This window comes from bacterium, from assembly GCA_021108215.1.
GTDB lineage: Bacteria > Oederibacteriota > JAAXVQ01 > JAAXVQ01 > JAUVAV01 > JAIORK01.
Map to the genome: position 1 here is coordinate 1 of JAIORK010000009.1, position 24506 is coordinate 24506.

4 protein-coding genes are annotated in these 24506 nt (G+C 46.6%); 1 reads left to right on the plus strand and 3 read right to left on the minus strand.

The annotated features are described in order from the left end of the window. On the minus strand, positions 1-6649 hold a 6649-nt coding region (locus K8S19_01890), incomplete at its 3' end, for a hypothetical protein (protein MCD4812436.1). A gap of 553 nt (positions 6650-7202) precedes the next feature. Here K8S19_01890 and lnt (K8S19_01895) point away from each other — a divergent pair. Continuing rightward, on the plus strand, positions 7203-8897 hold the full coding sequence (gene lnt / locus K8S19_01895; GenBank protein MCD4812437.1) for an apolipoprotein N-acyltransferase: 1695 nt from the start codon (positions 7203-7205) through the stop codon (positions 8895-8897). A gap of 17 nt (positions 8898-8914) precedes the next feature. Here the strand turns inward: lnt (K8S19_01895) and K8S19_01900 are convergent, their stop codons facing one another. Next, positions 8915-22558 carry a hypothetical protein gene (locus tag K8S19_01900; GenBank protein MCD4812438.1) on the minus strand — a complete coding sequence of 4548 codons (13644 nt, stop codon included), beginning with the start codon at positions 22556-22558 and terminating at the stop codon, positions 8915-8917. 272 nt (positions 22559-22830) lie between these two features. Beyond that, on the minus strand, positions 22831-24486 hold the full coding sequence (lnt, locus tag K8S19_01905; GenBank protein ID MCD4812439.1) for an apolipoprotein N-acyltransferase: 1656 nt from the start codon (positions 24484-24486) through the stop codon (positions 22831-22833). Positions 24487-24506: the final 20 nt, after the last annotated feature.

The window sequence follows — 24506 nt, forward strand, 5'->3', positions numbered from 1 at the left end:
CATCCGTATACTCAGTGATCCCGTGGAACTGGCTTGATTGAATCGCGGTCTCTGTATGCTTCGCTCCGCCCAAGCCATAGATATTATCCGATACCGAATTCATAGCATTACCGATGCCATCCACATACCAGGTCTGGGTACGGCCCAGCTCATTAACCGCATCCGTATACTCCGTGATCCCGTGGAACTGGCTTGATGTAATTTCTGTCTCCGTATGCTTCGCTCCGCCCAAGCCATAAACATTATCCGAAACCGAGCGCGCCGCATTTCCCACACCTTCCACATACCATGTCTGGGTACGGCCTAAATCATTGACCGCATCCGTATACTCCGTGATGCCGTGGAACTGGCTTGATGTAATTTCTGTCTCTGTATGTTTCGATCCGGTCAATCCATAATTATTATCCGAGACCGACTTGGTCGCGTTTCCAACACCATCTTGGTACCAGGTCTGCGTACGGCCCAATTGATTGGTCGCATCTGTATATTCTGTAATGCCATGAAAATCACTGGATTGAATTGTGGTCTCAGTATGCAAAGATCCGGTCAATCCATAAATATTATCTGAGACCGACTTGGTCGCATTGCCCACGCCATCAACATACCATGTCTGAGTGCGACCCAATTCATTCACTGCATCGGTATATTCGGTAATACCATGGAAATCGCTGGACTGAATCGTCGTCTCCGTATGCTTCGAACCACCCAAACCAAAAACATTGTCTGAGACTGATCTGGCCGCATTACCCACACCGTCAACATACCAAGTCTGCGTACGACCCAGCTCATTAACCGCATCCGTATATTCGGTCACACCATGGAATTCACTGGACTGAATCGTCGTCTCCGTATGCTTGGCGCCTTCCAACCCAAATACATTGTCCGAAACCGATTTGGTCGCGTTCCCAACGCCATCTTGGTACCATGTCTGCGTGCGACCCAATTCATTCACCGCATCTGTATACTCATTCACACCATGGAATTCACTGGACTGAATTGTGGTCTCGGTGTGTTTCGATCCGGTCAATCCATAATTATTATCCGAGACCGACTTGGTCGCGTTTCCAACACCATCTTGGTACCATGTCTGCGTACGACCCAAGTCATTTACCGCATCGGTATATTCTGAAATACCATGAAACTCGCTGGATTGAATTTCGGTCTCCGTATGCAACGAACCCTTCAATCCATAAATATTATCTGAAACCGATTTGGTCGAATTTCCAATTCCTTCTTGGTACCAGGTCTGTGTGCGGCCCAATTCATTGGTCGCATCCGTATACTCGGTAATACCGTGAAAATCACTGGACTGGATTGTGGTCTCCGTATGCAACGCACCTTTTAATCCGTAAACATTGTCCGAAACCGACTTGGTCGAATTCCCAATTCCTTCTTGGTACCAGGTTTGCGTACGACCCAATTCATTCACCGCATCTGTATACTCGGTAATACCATGGAAATCGCTGGACTGAATTGTTGTCTCAGTATGCTTCGAACCACCCAAACCAAAAACATTGTCCGAGACTGATCTGGTCGCATTACCCACACCATCTTGGTACCAGGTCTGAGTCTGGCCCAATTCATTAATTCCCACGGTATATTCATTCACACCGTGAAATTCGCTGGACTGAATCGTGGTCTCGGTATGCAAAGATCCTTTTAATCCAAAAACATTGTCCGAAACCGACTTGGTCGCGTTTCCGACACCTTCGCCATACCAGGTCTGGGTGCGACCCAATTCATTCACCGCATCCGTATACTCGGTAATGCCATGGAACTCACTGGACTGAATTGTGGTTTCGGTATGCAACGCGCCTTTTAAGCCATAAATATTATCTGATACTGACTTGGTCGCATTGCCTACATTTTCCTGGTACCAAGTCTGTGTGCGGCCCAACTCATTGGTCGCATCCGTATATTCTGTGATACCGTGATAATCGCTGGATTGAATCGTGGTCTCCGTATGCAAGGCGCCTTTCAAACCATAAATATTATCTGATACTGATTTGGTCGCATTGCCTACATTTTCCTGGTACCAAGTCTGTGTGCGGCCCAACTCATTGGTCGCATCGGTATACTCGGTAATGCCATGAAAATCACTGGATTGAATCGTGGTCTCCGTATGTTTGGAACCACCCAAGCCATACGTGTTATCCGAAACCGACTTCATTGCATTCCCAATACCTTCAACATACCAGGTCTGGGTACGACCCAATTCATTGGCTGCATCTGTATACTCGGTAATGCCATGAAACTCGCTGGACTGAATTGTGGTCTCCGTATGCTTGGCACCTTCCAACCCAAATACATTGTCGGAAACCGATTTCACCGCGTTTCCAACGCCTTCGGCATACCAGGTCTGCGTACGACCCATCTCATTGACCGCATCGGTATATTCTGAAATACCATGGAACTCGCTGGACTGAATCGTCGTCTCGGTATGCTTGGATGCTTTAAGACCAAATACATTGTCGGAAATCGATTTCACAGAATTCCCCACACCCTCTTGATACCATGTCTGGGTACGACCTAATTCATTCACCGCGTCGGTCTGCTCTGTAATACCATGAAACTCACTGGACTGAATTGTGGTCTCCGTATGCAAGGCACCCTTTAAACCAAAAATATTATCCGAAACTGATTTCACAGAATTCCCCACACCTTCAGCATACCAGGTCTGGGTACGGCCCAATTCATTCACCGCGTCGGTATATTCAGTGATCCCATGAAAATCACTGGACTGAATCGTGGTCTCCGTATGCTTGGCGCCGCCAAGACCATAAACATTGTCCGTAATCGATCGCGTAGCGTTACCGACTCCCTCGGTATACCAAGTCTGGGTGGTTCCTAATTCGTTGATTGCTTGCGTATATTCGGTAATACCGTGGAAATCACTGGATTGAATCGTTGTCTCAGTATGTTTGGAACCGCCCAAACCATAATTATTATCTGATACTGATTTCACCGCATTCCCAACACCTTCTCCATACCAAGTCTGAGTCGTTCCCAACTCATTGACCGCCTCGGTATGCTCCGTGATACCATGGAATTCGCTGGATTGAATCGTCGTCTCAGTATGCAAAGATCCTTTCAGGCCGTACGTATTGTCCGATACTGATTTATGTGCATTGCCCACACCCTCGCCATACCAAGTCTGAGTACGACCTAATTCAGTTTTGGCATCCGTATACTCAGTAATACCATGATACTCGCTGGAGGTAATTTCGGTTTTGGTGCTGCGGGCGCCTTTCAAACCGTAAAAATTCTCGGTCTCTGATTGAATGGCATTTCCAATACCATCTTGATATTTGGTTTTGGTAATACCCAGGCCGTTTTTCGCTAAAGTTTCTTGTGTGATGCCATTATGCTTGCTGGCGGTAATTTCCGTTGCTGTTTCAAGCGCGCCTTTAAGACCATAAATATTTTCCGACTTACTTCTGACGGCAATTCCATAAGGACCATCGGATTGGGTATCAAAAAAAGTCTCCGTCACCCCTAACTCATTGGTAGCTTTGGAATACCGCTGCAAACCATGGCGGACATCCATATCCACTTCGGTTACAGTATAAAGTGCACCTTTCAAACCAAAATTATTCATTGAGGTATTCACCGACTCCAAGCCTGTCTTGGGATCAAACCCCGAGCTCTCAGTTGTTCCATACGCACTCTTTGAAACCCGGTATGTGGTAATCCCGGTATCGGCATCAAATTGGGATTGAGTCACTGTCTCGCGCGAAGCGTACAAGCCAACCTTGCCGTGACGAATGGTCTCAATCGCATCGCCATGGATGTCATAGGCGCTTTCTGTTTTTCCCAAGTCATCTTCCGTGGTATTGCTCTGAATACGGCCGAATTCATCGTAAGCATAGTTATTGCTGACTTTATAGCGACCGTCAAGCAACCCGTAATTGTCATTTTGTTCTGAATACTGAACCAACGAATCCTTATCAAATTCTTTTTTCATTGTTGTCAAAAGATTTTTACTCATAGAGGTCGTCATAAATCCATTGCCATCATAATCATTGACCGTCAGCGTATTGCGGCTGTATTCAACACCATATTGATCGTAGCGAACATTCTGGGTAGCCAGACCGTCAATATTAAACTCGGTCATGGTAACCCCCTTCAAATCCGTCTCCTTGCTGCTGGTCAAATATCCGCTGCCGTTATACAAGTTAACCGTCCATTGATCCCGCGCATGTCCGTAGGTATTGACACGATGTGAAATTGCCACCAGTTCATCAATATTATAAAAATTTTCTGTCGTGCCATTGGCGTCCTCGGAACGGCTAAAGGTCATATAGGCATTGTTGTCGTATTCGTAGGTCGTATGTTCCGTCTTCGGAAATCCAAATTTCTTTTCTTTAGTGGTTTCCCGCATCAGGCCGTCTTTATCAAACTTGTTGTGGTCCGTATAGCGATCTGTATCTGTAATGCTGCTAACCATTTCGCCATCATCATAAGTATATGACGTGGTCTTTTTCTTAGGAAACCCATGAATATCCACCCGGACACTTTCTTGCGTCAAGCCATCAGCATCAAAAGAATTACGTGTTTGACCACGCTCATCCAGTTGAACACTGCTTTCAACATCTCCGCCCGCATCATAAAAATTATAGGTCCAGTGCTCACGAGGAAAACCGTGGTAATTAATGCGATGAACCTTGACCGGAAGTTCATTCTCATCATAGTAGGTAATGGTTTTACCTTTGACATCATAACTCACCGAAACCGAAAGCATCCCGTCTTTGTAGGTCCGCTCTTCCTCGGTTTTACGGGGATAACCAATCTCGTTTTCACGCACAATTTTTTTAGGATCACCGTCTTTATTAAAGGTGGTTACCGTCTTGCCCTTGTCATCCGTCAACAAAGACTGAGCAATTTTACCTTTGGCGTATTCATTCACCGTAAATTTTGTCCGGCCCCATTGATCCGTCAGAAAGGTTTCAATCGGCTGTCCGGAGCCATTGTATTTAGTCTCAGTAACCCCGCTCGGACCTTCCTCTTTACTCGTAATCATATGCTCGCCGGCATACTGATACTTGGTGACAATCACTTTTCCATTGTACTTGGTATAAGTTGTTTTCTCTGGTTGGTCCGAGGTTGCATCCCGGTTCACCGAAACCTTAATCCCAAACGGCCCCTGGGTATAGCTGGCGCGTTTCCCGTTGGACGTAATACCATAGGTCGTGATTTCAACCACACCGCTGTTTTTAATCATCACCTTACGTTCTGCCAATTTGGTATCTTCATTATAATTCGTCAGTGTTCTACTTTTTCTATCCTGACTTACGCCGGAAACCAGACGATTGGCATCATCATACGTATAGTTTGTAACCGAATCCTCATTTTTCGTCCGAATGCGGTTACCTTTGGCATCATAAGTGTTCTGGGTTTGATTACCGTATTGATCGCTCTCTATCAGCACGTTACCATTATCATCATACTTTTTCGTTACTACTGTAGAATAAACCTGGCCGCCGAATTTATAGGTGATAATCTCTGAAGAAAAAACCAAATTACCCTTCTCGTCAACCACGTTGGTAATCTTGGTCTCGCTATTATCGCTTTTGGTACCGACAACTTTTCCGGTTTCATCATAAATTGTTAATTTTTCTGTCGGCTGGGTCCCGTCCTTGGGTTCGGTTTTCTCATTGCGGGCAATAATTCTGCCTTCGGCATTGGTTTCATATGTATAGGTATGACGGCCGCCGGCATTTTCCATCTCAATGACGCGTCCTTGGTCGTCATACTTCTTCGTGGTGATATCCTCAATCATCCCATCAGCCGTGGGCATCATTTTAATCTCTTTTTTCTCTGTCAAAACACCCTTTGTGTTCACAACATTTTCAAAGGTAGTCTTGATGCCATTTCGGGTCTCTTCAACCATTTGTCCATTTTCATATTTCTTTGTAACAACCTTCCCGGCAGAATCACGTTCTACCACGCCGACTTTCTCGCCATCCTCATTGTATTGATTCTCGATATCGGTCCGGATATTGTTGCCGTCAATTTTGGCAACCACTTCACCATTTTTAGGATCAAGAATATTTGTGACCGTTTTGTTGGTCGCAAGATCGGTTTCCACATAACTGACTGTTTTTCCATCCTCATTTTTAATATAATTAGAGAAAATTTTACTGCCCTGCGAGTCCGTCGCCTGAACCGCATTGCCATCAGAATCGAACAGTTTGGTAACCACGCCGGCTGCCGAACGCTTAACCATTTTTTGCAATTTCCCGGTCGCTGATTTGTAGTACTTAGTACGCGATATCACCGTGCCGTTGGGATCCAGTTCCTCCGTCGGCATGCCGTCTTCATACAGCGTTACTTTGCCGTAGGGATCAACCGCTTTGGTGAGCTGGCCCTTCTCATTATACTGTCTGACTTCGCCGGTCATCAACGTAATCGTAATTTCCGACTCGCCGCTCACATCCATCACCGAGGTGCTGCGAACGTTCTTTCCCTGATCTTTTAACTGTTTCATGATCTTGGGAAGAACTTTTTCCTCCACCACTCCGGCATTGGACAGGGATACCCCTATAAATAATAATAGAGTACCCAAGAGTGCGAGCGTCCCCAGCCAATTGATCCTGCCAAAGACTAAACTCGAAGAATTCATTTTTTGATACGCATGAATGGAAGCCATGACGGTTCCTCCTTAACAACTGAATTATTTGTAAAAATATTAATAAATATTGTTTTTTTTCCTTTGATTAAAGTATATCACACCAACCACGGGAATACAAATATCGCCGTTTCATAATATCCTTTGTTTACAGTGATTTTGTTGAATTTTATCTTTTTGGCAATCTATTGTAAAAAAACCGAAAAATTCTCTGCTCCGAAAAAAAACGAAAATTATCCAAAAAAACTCCAAATGGAACCTGTTTTTTTCTTAACAACAATTTCTGTGTCGGTTTTAAAAAAACACAAATTACTGAAAAACTTTATCCTGCCTGCATTTTAATGCACTCTTTCCCAAACAACTTACCGGCGCTTTGTTCCCTTACCTCAGATAATACTCCTGAGATACTATTATTTTCCAACACACCTCAAAAAAACGACTTGCAATTTTTTTATCTTTAACCTTTCCCGCCTCATCAGTATCCCGCATTCACGACTGACCTATTAAAAATATGCTTTATGAATAATACCCATTAAATTTATGCTATACTCATAAAAACTATTTGGAGTAATGCATGCCTTTGACAACACCTCAGCCTTTTCATTCCAAGATACGCTTTGGTATCTTGCTGGTATCATTATCCGGTTTTCTACAAATCTTTTCGTTCCCTAATTTTTTACTGACTGGCTATTCCGGCTGGCACAGTTTTTTGGCCTTGGTCAGTTTTATACCTTTCATATATATATGGCGGCAAAATGACTGGTTTCGTTCTTTTGGCTACGCCTGGCTTATGGGTTTTATCTATTTCACCGGCATTTTGGCCTGGGTCCGGTTGATTGGCAGAAACACCAATATTGACAATGCCTTTGCCTGGCTTCTCTTTGCCATCTTCGGCGGTGTTTACTTTGGACTGTTCAGCGCTACTGCCAAAGCCATCCGTCAGCGCCTCCACTGGCCGGACCACTTTATTCTTCCGGTTGTCTGGGTTGCTTGGGAATACCTGCGCGGACACATTCTTACCGCCGGCTGGCCCTGGGGAAGTTTGGGGCATACGCAGTATGCAAATCCGGCTTTTCGTCAGCTGGCCTCGGTCGTTGGTGTCGGCGGCCTATCCTTTCTTGTTCTTTTCATCAATATACTGGGCACTGATCTATTGGAAAAATTTGTCCGCCAAACCCGCGGTCTTCCTCCGGCATGGCGTTCCATCCCGTTTTCCCTGGCAAGCTTACAGGATGCTCTCCGAAAAAAAACCATCCAGACAGTCGTTATCGCATCAATCATCCTGCTCGGGATTTTCTCCGGCGTCTATGTGGTTATCGAGACCCTGCTGTTTGTCAATCTCCCGAAAAATACGCTCACGGTGGCATTGCTCCAGGGTAACATCAATACACGGCAAAAATGGGATAGTACCTACCGGAAAAAAGCCATGGCAACCATGCGCGATCTCCATCAAACAGCCGCCAAGCAACACCCTGATCTGATTGTCTGGGCTGAATCCTGTTTCCCGGGTATTCTGGAATTTGAACCCCTCCAAAAATGGAATAATCAACTGCGCAGCCTTATACGTGAAAGCGGTATTCCTACACTACTGACCAGCAATGAATATCTACAGGAAAAAGATCTGGAAAAAAAACCGGTCTGGCACCATTACAACAGCGCTTTTTATCTGGGCAAACAAGGTCAAACTTTGGGGCGGTATCGCAAAATCCACCTGGTCCCTTTTGGCGAATATATTCCATATAATTTTCTAAAACGCTATCTCCAGACGGTTGTACAGGAACCCGTCCCGATTGACTTTGAACCCGGAGATGATTATTCCAATTTCCGGCTTGATCCTGTGAATTTTTCCGTACTCATTTGTTATGAAGATCTTTTCGAGGAACTTGGATATCAACTTGCGCGGGAGGGTGCTGATTTCTTCTGTGTTGTCGCCAATAACAGCTGGTCCGGCAACTCCGCCATGAGCTTCCAGCATACCGCCATGTCTGTTTTTATAGCGGTTGAGCACCGGGCCTATATCGCCAAAGCGGACATGACCGGGCCAACCTGTGTGGTGGATCCCTGGGGTAATATCAGCGATGCCTTGCCCTATTATAAAGAAGGGGTCAAACTTGTCCAAATCCACCCCCGGCAGTTCAAAACATTCTTCACCCGTTTCGGAAATATCATCCCTTTTTCTTTATTACTATTATTTATAGGTATGCTGGCATCTCTCTTTTTTCGTCGCAAATCGAAAAATCACACTTCCCCGGAATCATTGCCTCGCTGAAACACATCTCCCCCGGTTTATTGCTGCAATTGGAATCGCCGGTGATCCATTTTCATTCGCTCCATGCGCGGATCCGCGAGTCCGTTTTCCTGCGAACTAAAATCCAGCGCCTGCTCGGCAAATGAATCTTTCTTGGCAATTTTTTCCAGCTTCTCCCGTTTTTTTCCACGGGCAATCAATCTGCCGGTTTGATCGTATTTCATATAATGCTTGTCACCATTTCGCGCCTCAATTTCTTGGTGAATCTCCGAAATTTTTCCGGATTTATTTTTTGAATAGTGATAACGTGTGGTTGACCCGTCCAATTGGCGGCGACACGTCAGCATGCCGGAACGGTAATCCCTTTCTTCGAGAATACTGCCCTGCTCTCCATAGAGCACAACCGTATAGACATCTGTTCCCTGCCCCGTATAGTGATACGTGCGGGTTTGATCTCCTTGCGCCAACAAGATCAATCGCCCTTGGGCGTCATACTCTGATTGTGCGAGTCCATCCTCGGAACGCTGCGCCACATAGACTTTAGAAATCTCTCCTTTTGCCGTGTATTCATAATCGTAAACTTTATTCACGCCGCCTTCCGTCTCGGAAAGCAGCCGTCCTTCCAGATCATAGTGCTTGATGCAAGCGGTACTTCCTCCGCCCGAGGTCTTTTCCGTCACACCTGAAGTCTCATAAACAAATTCGTGACGCACACCTCTCCTATCCACCACATCAAGCACACGTCCTTTTTCATCACGTTTGACATTTTTCTCAGACTGCAACTCCTTGGCCATGGTCAAGGCCTTTTTGGTTTCCTGGGGTATCGCCTCGCCTGTCAGTGCCACCTTTAAATCTTCAAGCATGCGGCCGTTGTTCAATAAAAATTCGGTCACCTGACTCAGCCAGGATGCTTTGTATTCTTTGCCGAATATTGATTGCATGACATTGATGAGCGGTTGCATATTGGATGCTTCCAGTTCATCCAATATGCTTTCCCGGATTTTCGTAAGATCCATCTGCCGAAGTATTGCCAACATCGCTTTCCGTACCTCCCGCACACCCACACTGTTAAGAGATATTTTCCGCTTAACCGTTTTTTCCTTTTCAGGAGCATCCATTTGGGTCGATACCACCGCTCCTTTTACTGCTTGTTCATCAGCAAGCTCAGGTATTGCCGCAGACATTTTTAATGCCTTGCTGCCGACAGAAGCGGGTTCCGCCTTGTCCGCCGGAATCAAGCTGCCGCCGCCCAGCACCACACCTTTGGGATTCCGGTTGAAGGTATGCTGCCGCCGGTTGGTTTGCACACTTGCCGCCTGAACACCGATTGACTTGTCTTTGCCGCCAATCGGACCCGCAACCACCGTGTTGGTATTCAGCGTAAGGGTTTCACTAAAAAACTGGTTGTCTTTGGTCCCGGTTTTTACCCAGGCAAATCCCAAATACTCCCGGCTATAGGCAAACTGTAAATAGCGATACTCTGTGTGCTGTTGGCCGGACTCAGGATCTGTCACAAGTCGGGTCTCAATATCATATGAATAACCACAATGCCCGACAAACTGAGGATTGTTGTAATTATCACTGTTGTAACTGTCATATTTTTGCGGGCTCTGCCGGCTCCACTCGCTGGTCATGACCGTTTCTTTCTTCCCCTCAGTCAAAACCTCCTTGGTGAACAGTGTCTGGGTAAACCGGATATTATTGAACCGGGATAAGGTTGATCCGTCGGTTTGAATATCGATTTCAACATCAGCAATCATATCCAAATCACTCTGGGTTAAGGCTTCCGCCATTTTTTCACCAAGTGTACTGTGCCCGCCGGAGGTTTCTTTTTCAGTATATTTTTGTTTGAGCAGCTGCTTAATAAAATCAATGGCAGTTTGGCCGTTTAGCGCAACCGTATTGTCGGCATTGGATTGCGAAACATCCGCGCCCAGGGATTTTAATTGGCTGCCGGTGTAATAAAACCCGGATGTATCATAAGAAACTTCACCGACCCACTGATTGCCCGCTGTATCTGTAAACCGTTCAATGGCGCCGGTCCAATACGATTTCACACTGGTGGTCGGTGAATAGGTGTGCACCACCCCCCGGCTATCTGTCCAGGTTTGGAGGTTCCAGTAGGCATCCAAGGTCATGGTTGTGCCATCCACTGCCACGCCGTCAATTTTTTCCATACGGTCTCCGCTGTACGTATAGACAAACGTGCCCATCCCGCCCTGGGTACGATCCCTTTTATGCGTACCGGGATTCCAAACCGTCATACCCTTGTCATCCTGACTGGATGCAATATCATTCATCCCGACAAACGTATATAATGTGGTTTGTCCGTCTTCGCGCAACCCTGCGGCACTGGTTACAAACTGCCCGTCATTGTAATAGGTGATGGTCTCATCCCAGCTATTCATGTTGCTGAGAACTTGTTTGTTTAAAATACCGGTCTCAGTATAATATTCCTGACCATGGCCGTTGTGCAATCCCCACAGATCCGTATAAGTAATATCGGCTGCCGTATGATAGCGCCCTTCCGGTGTCGATGTATACACCCACAAGGTTGTCGCACCGCCATAACTGGTACGATACCGCCTTACAGTATCCGCCTGATGGTAATCGCCATTGAGAACCCATAATTCCGTTCCCTGGTTATCGGTCACCGTTGCGGAATAAGGGCCATCCGGTGTCACTGCATAAACAATCAGCATCTCCGTGACATACAATGCCTGATGAAAGATAACTCTAACAATTGACGGAAAGTGTTCCTTGGCGCCATCTTTACCATACTCGGACAGCTCAAGCTGCTCCACTGTCTTGATGTCACCGTACCGGACCACTTTGCTGTTCAACTCTTTGTTATGATAATTATAATAAGTCCACTGTTCCTGCTCAGCAACCGGCTCATCATAGGCCGCCGTAGCAGATTTCTTTTCCACACCATCTTGGTCGTAATAAACAATTTTTTCATCAAACTTACAATTTTTAACAGGTACCCGGCGTTCTCGTTTCATCAAACCGGTTAAACTGTATGTTTGATAATAGCTTCTCCATTTCCGCCATTTCTTCTTTTCATTCTTTCCGGAACCGCTTGAATACGCCTTATGGGTATATCCATAATAAGGACGCCCCTTGTAATCATTCCATTTCACGGTTACAAAAGAATGACATGTCCACCCGACCCTGCTCGGGCTGCGCGAGGTTATTTTGGAACCGTCATCATCAAAGGACGCGGACCAGTATGGAATCCCGGTGTCTGGATTATTGTAGTTCTCAAAACGGGATTTAGTGTATTGCGAAAAAATGGACTTATTCTTCTTAGGACTCCAGCTAGCGCCTTTGACTGCCATTCCATTCCCGTCAAACGATGTGCGTGTGTGTCCCCGGCCATTACATTTATATGTGCGGGAGCTACTATTGAGTCCGGTGGATTTATTCACATTATAGGTCGCCCATGTTCTCTGGCTCCCGTTTTCCCCAAAATCACGTGTGCTGTATGAATGGGTCACAAATCCATTTTTATCTGCATAATTTCGATTAGATCCAATTAGCGTGGTTGATAATGTCTCTGACGGAATACCGCTCCAGTGTAACGGCCCCGTAGTAACATGCGAAATACGGTCCCCGGTTCCTGCCGCGTAATTATTATACACATCTTTTTGATAACTCGCCGGCAACCCGTGTTCATTGTAATATTGCCAGATCTTGGTCATCGGGTTTTCAGAATATGTTTTCCGCTTCATTCCCGTCGCGCCGTCCCATTCAGCAGTATAAATATCCGTCTTTCTTCCGTAACGGGGGCCCAAATAACTTCTGGATATCGTTTTTGTCTCGACACCCTTTTCATTAAAAAAAGTTTCGCTCCTGCCCAGTCCGTTTCTGGACTTGGTCCTTTCTTTTATACCGGAATAGGCATTTGTCTGAATATAATAGGTCACGTTGCTCCGCCCTTTGTATGCGCCGTAATGATTTTCAGTCAGCATCTCGACGGCAAAACCATTCCGGTTATGCCTGGTTGTCGTTGTTGTCACGAGACTTCTCTTATCCTTGCGGGAATAAGATTTGGCAACGGTTGTTTTGTTTAATCCTGTGTTTTTATTGACGGCAATGGATGTCACTGTCATATATGCCAATCCAACATTGGAATAAGTGGTGCTGGTGGCGGCAAAGCCATTGTCAGTATAGTCAGTCTGGGTTATTCCCATGCCGTTGATGGCTGTGGAACTGGACAGCAGACCGTTGTCGCGCGTTTGAAAGGTATTCTTGGTCACCTGAACACATCCCAAATTATACTGCCGGTTTAACAAAACAGTGGACTCTGTTTGGGCGCCGGTTTCAGAATGGTACCGGGTCCATGTTTGGGATAAATCAGAGTAACTAAAGGTGCTTTTATTCAACCCGGTGTTACGGTCGGCATCCACAAGGGTGTTGCTCTGGCGGCCCCCTTTCGGGCCATAGTAACTTTCCGTAACTTGACGCTCAACCACCCCATAGTGCCGGTCAAAATAGGAGGTTGTTCTCCCCATACGATTGGTGGCAACCGTCACTAAATTTTGTCCGGTGATCCTGTCTGCGGTGACACGGGTTTCTGTTTTCCGCGCATATTCCGCACCAAATTTATTTTCACTGATGGTTTTCGTCGTAATACCGTCCCGGTCATAATACATCTTGTTCTTTCCGGTTTCGGTAAACGCGACAGAACTTAAATTAATGCCCGTACGCAAATTAACCCGGTAGTAATTTGTCACTTCACGGGAGTCCTTGGCACCGTATAGGTTATTTGCCACACTCTTGGTCATAGTCCCGTAATTTGCATCATAAAACGACGTTGTCGTGCCGTACTGTGATGTTGCGATGGTCTTCGTGCTCATCCCGGAAAAATCATCCGCAAAAATTTGGGTGCTGGCATTGCGGCTGTAGAGAATGCCGAAATTCCCTGCTGTGTCGGACTGAAATGCCGTGCCGGTGCCAAGATGATCATACTGGGTTGTGGTTGTTCCGAAGGCGCTTTTGGCAACCGTGAGGATGCTCAGACCGGTTGTTTTATCGGCCGTGATGTCCGTCTCCGAACTCCGGCTGGCAAGGGTGCCATAATAATTTTTCGAGTATGAGCGCATGGCAGTGCCGTAGGTCTGGTCATACCACGTGGTTGTCTCGCTAAGACTGTTCGTCGCCAGCGTCTCAATATTAATGCCGGTTTTTACATTTGCTTTCATCCGGGTATGGGTCATCCGGCTGCCCCAAACACCATAGCGGCTTTCGGACCTGGAGCTGGTGGGGACACCGTGCTCGCGATCTTCATAATAAGTTGTTGTGCTGCCTTGACCGTTGGTGGAAACGATTTTTGTATTCATCCCGGTGTTCAAATCGGTTTCAATCCGCGTATGGGTGTCCCGGGTGGACAGTAGTCCGTATTTATTTCTGTCCCGGCTTTCCAGCGGTACGCCGGTATCCCATTCATCAAACGTGGTGACCGTGGTCGTGTAATCATTGTCCGTAACGGTTGTTTTATTCAAGCCGGTCCACGTATTCGAGAGAATATCCGTCAGCGTCGTTCGCGTTGACAGCAGACCGTAATGCGAGGTGGTCTCAGACTGCTGCGGCAGCCCGGTGGCCTGATCGTCAAAATAAGTCACGGTTGTATTCAATTCATTCACTGCGGTTGTCCGGCAATTGAGTCCGGTGCTGCGGTCAGCCTCAATGGCGGTTTGGGTTTCCCGTGCACCGATCAAGCCGAACTTGGCATAGCTGATGGAAGAAACCGCCACACCGCTGTCCCCGCCATCATGCCGGGTAATGATTATGTTGTTATCGTTTTCCGCCACAACCACTTCATTGAGTCCGGTGGCAATGTTCGCTGTAATCGCCGACCGGGTTGCCCGTGCGCCATAAATTCCAAAATTATTTTCCGCCAGGGACGCAACCGCCGTACCGGTCTCCTCATGATCGTAATATGTCGTGGAAGTGCCGGCGTCATTCACGGTCAGCGTACTGCGGTTCAATCCATTCCAGGCATTCGTGTCATTCACCGAAACCGTGCTCCGCGCTGCTCCGATGCCGTAAACATTTTCAGCATGGCTGTATTGAACCAGACCGGTCTTGGCATCATCATAGTGACTGGTGACTGTGCTTAACCCGTTGATGGCAACCGTTGTTTTGTTCAAACCCGTGTAGGTATTGGTTTGGATGTATGTCCTGTTTTCCCGGCTGTCCAAAAGCCCAAATTTATTTTTTCCATGGGAATACACCGGCAAACCGGTGTCCTGCGAATCAAAGAGCGTGGTCGTGGTGCTGTATTGATTGTCCGCAATTGTTTTCTTCGTCAATCCGTTCCAACCATCCGCTTCAATGATCGTGGCGGTCTCGCGCGTATACAGGATGCCGAAATGATTCCAGGCTTCCGTCGATTGTGATAATCCGGTTTTTTCATCATCATACTTTGTCACGGTGGTGCCATAGGCATTCATGGCGGTGGTCCGGCAATTAAGCCCGGTCCAGGCATTGCCCTGAATCAGAGTATCGGTTTCAGCTGTGGCGCCCAGTCCAAAATTATTGCTGGTACGCGAAAACTGCGGCAATCCGGTATACGTATCATCAAAAAAAGTAACCGATGTACTGTAATCGGAAATCGCCGTTGTAACTTTATTAAGACCATTTTCCCTGTTGGCCACGATGGTTGTCTCCACGGTCCGGCTTGAAAAAGCGCCGAAATTACTTTCCGTGTGCGACCGCAAAGCCGACCCTGTCCGCGCGTCATCATAATAGGTCCAGGTGGTTCCTGAGCTGTTTTGCGCCTTGGTCCTGCGGTTCAATCCGTTTTTCAGGTTGGCGGTGATAACCGTTTCCGTGACACGTGCCGCCCCAATCCCAAATTGATTCCTGCTGCGGGAAAATGTGGCAACTCCCGTATGCTCATGATCATATTTCGTCTCTGTCTCACCATACGCATTCACTGCAATCGTCCTAATATTCAACCCGGTCCAAAGATCCGTTTCAATTTGAGTTTCCGTTGATTCCGCCGCACCCACGCCATAGTTATTAATCGTTTGTGACAACCGGGCAACACCGGTTTCCTCATCATCATAATAGGTTGTCACCATGCTGTTCCGATTCACCGCCCGGGTTTCCTTATTCAACCCGTTCCAGCGGTCGGCAGTAATCGTGGAAATCGTTTCCCGGGCGCCCTCCAGCCCAAAGTGATTTGTGGCCATTGCTGTCGTGGCCGTACCGCTATGCTCATCATCATAGAGTGTAACCGTCGTACTGTTCTCATTGGATACGACGGTCTGCGCATTCAATCCGGTCCAGGTATTGGCAGTGATATTTGAAGTGGTAATTTTAGCGCCCAGCAGACCGTACGCATTGACTGCCACTGAATATTCGGCACATCCATAAACCTCGTCATCATAATAGGTCGTGGTAATGCCGTAATGAGTGCTGGCGATTGTACTGGTATTCAATCCATTCCAATCATTGGCATTGATCTCGGTGTCGGATAGTCGTGTGGAAAACAGCCCGAAGTTATTTTCCGCACGGGACATTTTTGCCACGCCGGTTTTTTCCGAATCAAAAAGTGTCGTCACCGTTCCATAAGCATTTTCAGCGCGTGTCATTTTATTCAAGCCGTTCCATTCACCGGCATCAATTTTCGTCCTCGTCATCTGATTGGCACCCAGCCCAAAATTACTCCGGCTTTGCGAAGAAAGCGCCACGCCCGTGTTGTCCGCATCAAATTGGGTGGTGGTCTCGCTATGCTTGTTTTTCGAGACTGTTTCCCGGTTTAAACCATTAAACAAATCGGCCGTGATGACTGTGGCGGTTTCACGGGTGGCGCCGATTCCAAAATTATTTTCCGCCAAAGTCAGTTGCGCAACACCGGTTTTCTCCGCATCATAAATCGTATAGGTCTTCCCATACTCATTCATCGCGATCGTCATTTTATTTAATCCGTTAAATTCATCGGCAATAATACTCGTGTCGGTTGTGCGTGATGCCTTAAGACCGAAGTTATTCCACGCCCGCGACCATAGCGCCATACCGGTTGCTTGATCATCATAGCGGGTGTAGGTTTTTCCATAAGCATTGGTCGCTTCCGTACTGATATTTAAACCGCTGTGCCGGTTTGCTTCGATTTTTGTTTCCGTCGTGCGCGTTGCAAACAGCCCAAATTTGTTTTCCGCAAGTGAATACAGCGCCACGCCGGATTGCTTATCATCATAGGTCGTGAGCGTGATGGAATAGGCATTCACGGCTTTGGTGGTACGGTTAAGACCATTCCAGGTATTGGCGCCAATTACGGTTTCCGTCTCACGTGCCGCATATAAACCATAATTCGTTTTGACCGTGGTTTTTTCCGCCACCCCGGTCAAGGCTTGATCATACTCGGTTGTGGTGATGCCGTAGGCATTCACTGCGATTGTTTCAATATTCAACCCATTCCAGGCGCCGGCAACGATGTCCGTATGGGTTTCCGCGTTCGCGCCCAATCCGAATACCGCCGAGGTATCGGATTCAGTGGCCACGCCGCTGACACGATCATCGTATGTTGTAATGGTCTTTGAACTTTCCGTGATTGCAACCGTCTTCCGATTCAATCCGTTCCATGTATTGGCCGTGATATCCGTATGGCTTTCCGCGTTCGCACCCAGGCCAAATCGATTAAAGGTATCCGATGAAAACGCACATCCGGTGGCGTGACTGTCATACTGGGTAACGGTCACGGCATAGTGACTTCGGGCTACGGTCATTTCATTCAATCCATTCCAGAGATTGGTTCGGATTTTCGAATGCGATTCAAGCGTCGCGCCCAGTCCGAAATTATTCCAAGTATCGGATTCCAATGCCACACCGCTTTTTTGATCATCATACCGGGTAAGCGTCCGGTTATACGCGCTGACAGCCTCGGTTTTTTGATTCAAACCGTTTTTCGTGTTTGCCGTGATCGCGGTTTTGACTTTCCGGGCGGATGCCAATCCAAAGTTATTCAACGCCTCGGACATGACGGAGACACCGGTATCTTCTCCGTCAAAATACGTCAGTGTTTTACCATAGGCACTCACCGCCTCGGTTTGCAGGTTGAGCCCATTCCACGCGCTGGCGGTGATTTTGGTCATGGTTTTCCGGGTCGCGCCTAAACCAAAATAATTATTCGCCGTCGACCGAAGTGCCTTTCCGGTCTGTTCATGGTCATACACGGTCACTGTGCGGCCATAGTGGTTGTCCGCCACGGTTTGCCGGTTTAATCCATTCCATGTATCTGCCGTAACTTTTGTTCGCGTCACCTGGGCCGCACCCAGACCGTACACATTGGTCGTAAGCGAGGACAGCGCCACGCCGCTGCCGGCATGATCGTACAGCGTCACTGTCTCGCTATGATCATTTTTCGCCACTGTTTTTTTATTCAGGCCATTATAATGATCCGCCAGGATTTGTGTCCGGGTCAGTCGCGTCGCATGCAGACCGTAATTATTCCATGCGCGTGATTGGGTCGCAACGCCTGTTTGCAGATGGTCATAGCGGGTCCATGTGCTGCCATAGGCATTGACGGCAACCGTCTCCTCGTTCAATCCATTCCAACTATCGGCTTTAATCCGGGTATATGTTTCCCGGCTGGCAAAGAGACCGTAAAAATTCTCCGCCAGCGACTCCACCGCCACACCGGTTTTCACATGATCAAACCGTGTCGTGGTTTTCGAGTAATCATTCCGCGCAACTGTATATTGGTTCAAACCATTCCAACGGTTCGTGTACATTTCCGTGACTGTAATACGAGTCGCCCCGAGGCCATAGTGATTGCGCGTGATCGAGGTTCGTGCCAGACCTGTATCCTGGCTGTCAAAAAAGGTCACGGCTTCACTGTAGTTATTGACCGCAATCGTTTTCTCATTTAAACCATTGCCCGTGTTTGCGAAAATAAGGGTTTGCGTACTTCGGGAAGAAAAAAGTCCGTACAAATTTTCAGTATTGGATGTCAAAGCCACGCCATATTTCCGGGCATCATACACGGTCTCGGTTTTACCGTATGCCGTGGTTGCCGTTGTATTGCGATTCAAGCCGTTCCATTGGTTGGCCACAATCTCTGTATATGTTTCCTGATTGGCTCCCAACCCAAAATTATTCCATGACATTGAATCCGTCGACACCCCGGTATGCGCACTCTCATAATTCGTATGCGTTGTGCTGAAGGCGTTTTTGGCCACCGTCTCACGATTCAAACCATTCCATAAATTTGTTTTTATGTCGGTGGCGGTTTTGCGCGTGGCATCAATGCCGAAATAATTGGCGGTGTATGATTTAACCGCCACACCATGCCGCCCCTGGCTCAACGCATCATATTCCGTCAACGTTGTGCTGTAACGGTTCTCTGCTTTGGTGCGCCGGTTCAATCCGGTATGGATGTCCGCTTCAATGGCGGTGACGGTATCACGGGTATAGGTCAAGCCGAATTTATTCTGCGTTCGTGAACGGACCGCAATCCCGTAAGGCCCATTGTTGATTTTCGCATCATAGTCCGTTGTTGTTACGGCATAAGCATTTTCTGCGCGGCTGCTGCGGGACAATCCATGGCGGGGATCCATTTCCAAAAAAGTTTCCGTCAGGCAGGTGGCTCTTAAACCAAATGTATTCTTGGATAATTGGCGTTTTTCCAAACCCGTGATGGGATCAAACTCCATGCTCTGGGTGATGCCGCCCTCATTAAATGAATTTCGTGCCGTGGTCATCCCGGTATCTGCATGGAACCCCGACCAAGTATACGTTTTCCGTGAAGCGCCAATGCCGAGGGAGGCAACGCGCAGCGTTTCAACGGCATCTCCGTGAATATCATAGCTACTGAACGTCGTGCCCAGGTCATCAAGGGTACGGTTGCTTTGAATACGTCCCAACTCATTGTAAATATAATTGTCGGAAATTTTATGGCGCCCGTCAATGACTCCAAAGTTATCATGTTGGTCCACAAGTTGCACCAAACTGTCACGATCAAAGTTTTTTTCCGAGGTTGAAAGCAAATTTTTACTGAGGGATTTGATCAAAAAACCCTGTTCATCATAGTGGTTGACGGTAAAAGTTTCTCTCGCATATTCAAGTCCGAATACATCATACCGAAAGTTGCAGGTTGCCAAATTATCCCGGTCATATTCCGTCAGGGTAACGCCGCGGAGATCAAACTCTTTGCTAATGCGCAAAAAACCCTGAGCATCATATTCATTGATCGTCCATTGTTCACGCGCATGACCGAAACGGTTTTCCCGGTAAGAACACGCGACCAATTCATCAATGTCATAATAATTTTGGGTAAAACCATTGGCATCATTTCCCAAACTATAGGTCATGTACCCATTATAATCGTATTCATAGCGAGTGGCTTCCAGGCGGGGATAGCCAAATATCTTTTTCCTCAGACTTTTCCGCATCAGTCCGTCTACATCAAATGTATTGTGGGCTTCGCCGCGTTTATCTTTGGTCAGACTGCTGATCAATTCACCTTTTTTATAGAGATAGGTGGTTGTTTTTCTCTTCGGAAAACCAAAACGATCCAGACGCACCGTGAGACCGGTCAAACCATCTTCATCCATTTCGTTCCGGGTTATTCCACGATTATCGCGTTGAATCGTCCGAATGAGATCCCCGCCATCATCATACTGATGAAACACGCGGTTTTTCCGGGGAAACCCGTGCTCATTGACCCGATGAATACTGTCGGTTTTTTCATGCTCATTATAATAAGTATAACTACAGCCCTTAACATCCGTGGAAATACTTTCCGTAAGCATTCCGTTTTTATAAATCCGCGTTTCCTCCGAACGCCGCGGAAAACCGATACTGTTTATCCGGGTAATCTTGTAGGGGTCCTCGTACTTATTGAGCAGCGTTATTGTTTTTCCTTTGTAATCTTCCTGAACCGATTGTTTCATCCTGCCATTGCCATACTGATAAATCGTGGTGCTGCGCACACCCCATTGATTAACAGTAACCGCCGAACTGGGTTTACCCTTTAAATTATAGACAATATCCGTGATGCCTCCCAGGGATGATTCATGACTGGAAATCAATTGATCACCGATATATGAGTAATCGGTGATGATCTGCCTGCCGTTAAATTTGATCAGGATCACTTTTTCCGGCTGCTCGCTTTCGGCATCCCGATCAATGGTATAACGAATTGCAAACGCTTCCGTGGTGACTGAGTAGCGTTTCCCTTCGGGATTGATGCCAAAGACCGTGAATTCGATCACGCCGCTGTTGGTAATCCTGATTTTGTTTTTGGCTTTTTTTGTTTTAACATCATACACGGTGAGTGTCCAACTCCGGTAGTCCGTGGTCTCACTGGCAATCATCCGATGGCTGCCATCATAAAAATACTTGGTGGTTTCCAGCTCAGTCTCGCTCTTAATTTTATTGCCCACAGAATCATACGCGTACCGCGTCTGCAGGCCGTTGCCGTCACGCTTGGAAACCACTTGTCCGGTTTCATTGAATTCTTTGCGAATGATATCGGAAAAAGACTGGCCGTTTATCCGAATGTCGACAAATTCCAATGTCGTGACCAGGTTCCCCAGCTCATCAAGAATATGTTTATACTGAATATTTTTATTTTTTTCCTTAATCGCCGTGATCCGGCCGACCGCATCATACCGGGTCGTAATATTACGTTGTGCTTTATTTTTATCCTTATATTGAATCACCTCATGCCGCGCCACCACCTGGCCATTCGCGCCGACTTCGTATGAATAACTGGAAATACTTGTCTGATCTTCTTTGCGCAAAACACGGCCGACATTATCGTAGTCGCGCACGATTTTTTCAGTCACCATGCCGGTTGCCGAGGGCTGTTGTTTATACTCAATGCGCTGCTTCATCACCCCGTTCTCATCCGAAATCGTTTCAAATTTAGTCAGTAATCCATTTTTTTCTTCTTCCACCACCTGCCCCTGAGAAAACCGTTTGATAATCACATTGCCGGCGGAATCCCTCTCAACCGTCTCGGTCTTTTCACCATTCAAATCGAATTTATGCGAAATATCAATCCGGATGCCGTTATTGTCAATTTTGGTGATTTCATTTCCGGTTTTAGGATCCAGAATAACTTTGTACATTTTATTGTCATTCATGTTTCTTTCAATGAAACTAACCGTCTTACCCTTGTTATTTTTAACATAATTGCTGTAAGTATGAATACCCTGAGTATTGGATGCCTGAATCACGTTGCCTTTCCGGTCGTAAATCTTGATCTCAACACCGGTCAAGCCCTTTTTCACCATCTTTTGAATGTTCCCGGTTTTATCACGAAGGTATTCGTATTCAGCAATGACGGTTCCGCTTGCATTTCGTTCTTTGACCGGTTGGCCATCCTCGTATTGCGTGATCCGGCCCCGGGCATCCTTGCGCTCGATCATTTGACCGCCGCCATCATACTTTCTAACCTCTTTGTTACCCAAGACTACCGTAATAATTGTTTCACTGTTTTTTTCCATTGCAGACGAACTGAGGACTTTTTTCCCTTCCGTTTCAAGTTGCTGGAGTATCCTCGGCAATACTTTACTCTGATCAGCTGTGGCGGCAAAAAGACTTGTGCCGCTGCCAAGCAATAACAGTCCCATTATAAAAACCGCCAAAAATCTTTCGGCACCTGAATACAATTGAAATTTTCCGGAAAATTTTCGATCGGTTTTTCGAAGTAGTTTATTTTTCATAATATTTCCACCTTTTTTTGCAACTTATAAAAAAACATAAAAAAACAACACAATTTAAAAGGTTTTTTATAACAATTAAAGTATATCACACTAAATCAGGCATTTCCAATTCACGAACTTTATAATATCCTTAAAATAAAAGGGTTTTGTGATTTGTTGAGATTTGTAAAAAAAATAATCTCCAGATAAAAAAAACAGCTTATAGGTAAAACCAACTAAATAGTTTGTCGTTTTCAATAGGTTGACAGGTAAAATGCAGTGAGGATGCAAAATTATTTTTTTGCGATAAATTTTAAAACCATTCTATCAATGAAAAATAAACCTATGAAAAAAACACATATCCAGGGAAAAAAATCACCGAATTTGCTGTAAAAAGACCGATAGGTGAGCAACGGGACTGTTTTCACAAAAACCGACCGTTCGCCATAGGGTGCCTGACACCTTACGCGCCCGGTTGCATCCACCCAAGCAGCACTGCCCATGCTGGCCACCCGCCCAATCCAACGCCGGCTCTCAATCGCCCGAAAAACCGTTACCTGAAGCGAATAATACCAGTGAATTTGAGATGAAAACCAATTTGCCGACGCCGGCGACAGTATCACCGCGCCACCCAGTTGAATGCCTTCCCGCACATAGGGAGCAACGGAAATTTCATCACATATTTTTAAAACCAGTTTTTGCTCCTTAAATTCAAATACTTTTTCTTCCCTCCCCCGGGTTAAATCCTGATCATCCGCTGCCACACTGGATATTTTTTTTGCATATGAAAGCGAAACTCCATACCACTGTATTATTTTGCCAAATACGTCAACCACGCGGCGCATGGGAATATATTCACCAAACGGGATTAAAAATCTTTTTTGATAATACCCGACAACCGAACCCTGGGCATCGGTAAAATACCACATATTGTAAGAATGCTCAGCATCCAGGTTGGTGATTACGCCGGTAAATGCCGGCAGTTGCACCTCCTGAAAAATGCTCTTCAGATCCTGCCAAAAAGGTCCATCTTTGGGCAGTACCATCGGTACTGCGTTTTCTGTAAAAACCAACAACTCCGCCTCCTGCTTTTTGGCATCCAACGCCATGGCACGATACACACGCAATGCCGTGCGCTGGAGTTTGTGGTCCCAGCTGAGGTGAGCGGAAGGATCAAATTGAGACTGCAATAAGGCAGGCCGAATATGCTGCCGGCATTCTTTTTCCAGCTTCTGTAGGTGTTGCGCTTCCCGTGTACCGGCAATCTCCAGAACCGCAAGGAAAACCGTTATGATCACCATCGCCGTCAGTATCTTCTTTTTCTCCGCACCGGCGAAGGCCTGCGATATTTTTTCGGAAATGAAGTTACCCGGCTTAAGAAAAATCACGACCAATAGCGCCACACTGCCGGAACAAAAATAAACCATAAAATTGGCGCATTGAATTCCGGCAATTGAACACATCTGAACCAATGCGGGCATCCCGGCCAGGGGATTGGCGATATTGTATGACACCGGAGGCAAAAACCATAAAAAATCGATGCCCAGGACCCGCACAAAATCATACAGTGTCAACCAACAGGGACCCAGTAAAACAAATGCCCAACGCCGGGAGCGGGTGAAAAACCGGATCATGCCGGCCTGCAGCACACCCAGCACGAACATCTGTAAACCGACCACAAACAGTATCCACCTGCCGACGGACTGCTGGTATGCCATATCCGTTAGGTACATCCCCGCCATCACATGAATGATGCTAAAACATATTCCGGCCATCCATAATTTTTTTCTTCCCGGAAAAATTAGAATGCTTAAAAAAAACGGGCTGTAAACCAACAAAGCCAGCAAGGCGGAAACAGGATTGGATTGAGGAATGAAATAATTGGGATAAGTAAAAAACGCGAGAACTGCTTGAATTGTAATTAGACCGATGATAATAATTCGTTGCATGAAGATCAGTATCCGTTTTT

Bases quoted from the DNA above. Each gene is read 5' to 3' on its own strand.
- lnt (MCD4812439.1), bottom strand. From the start codon at position 24,486: ATGCAACGAATTATTATCATCGGTCTAATTACAATTCAAGCAGTTCTC.
- K8S19_01900 (MCD4812438.1), bottom strand. From the start codon at position 22,558: ATGAAAAATAAACTACTTCGAAAAACCGATCGAAAATTTTCCGGAAAA.
- lnt (MCD4812437.1), top strand. From the start codon at position 7,203: ATGCCTTTGACAACACCTCAGCCTTTTCATTCCAAGATACGCTTTGGT.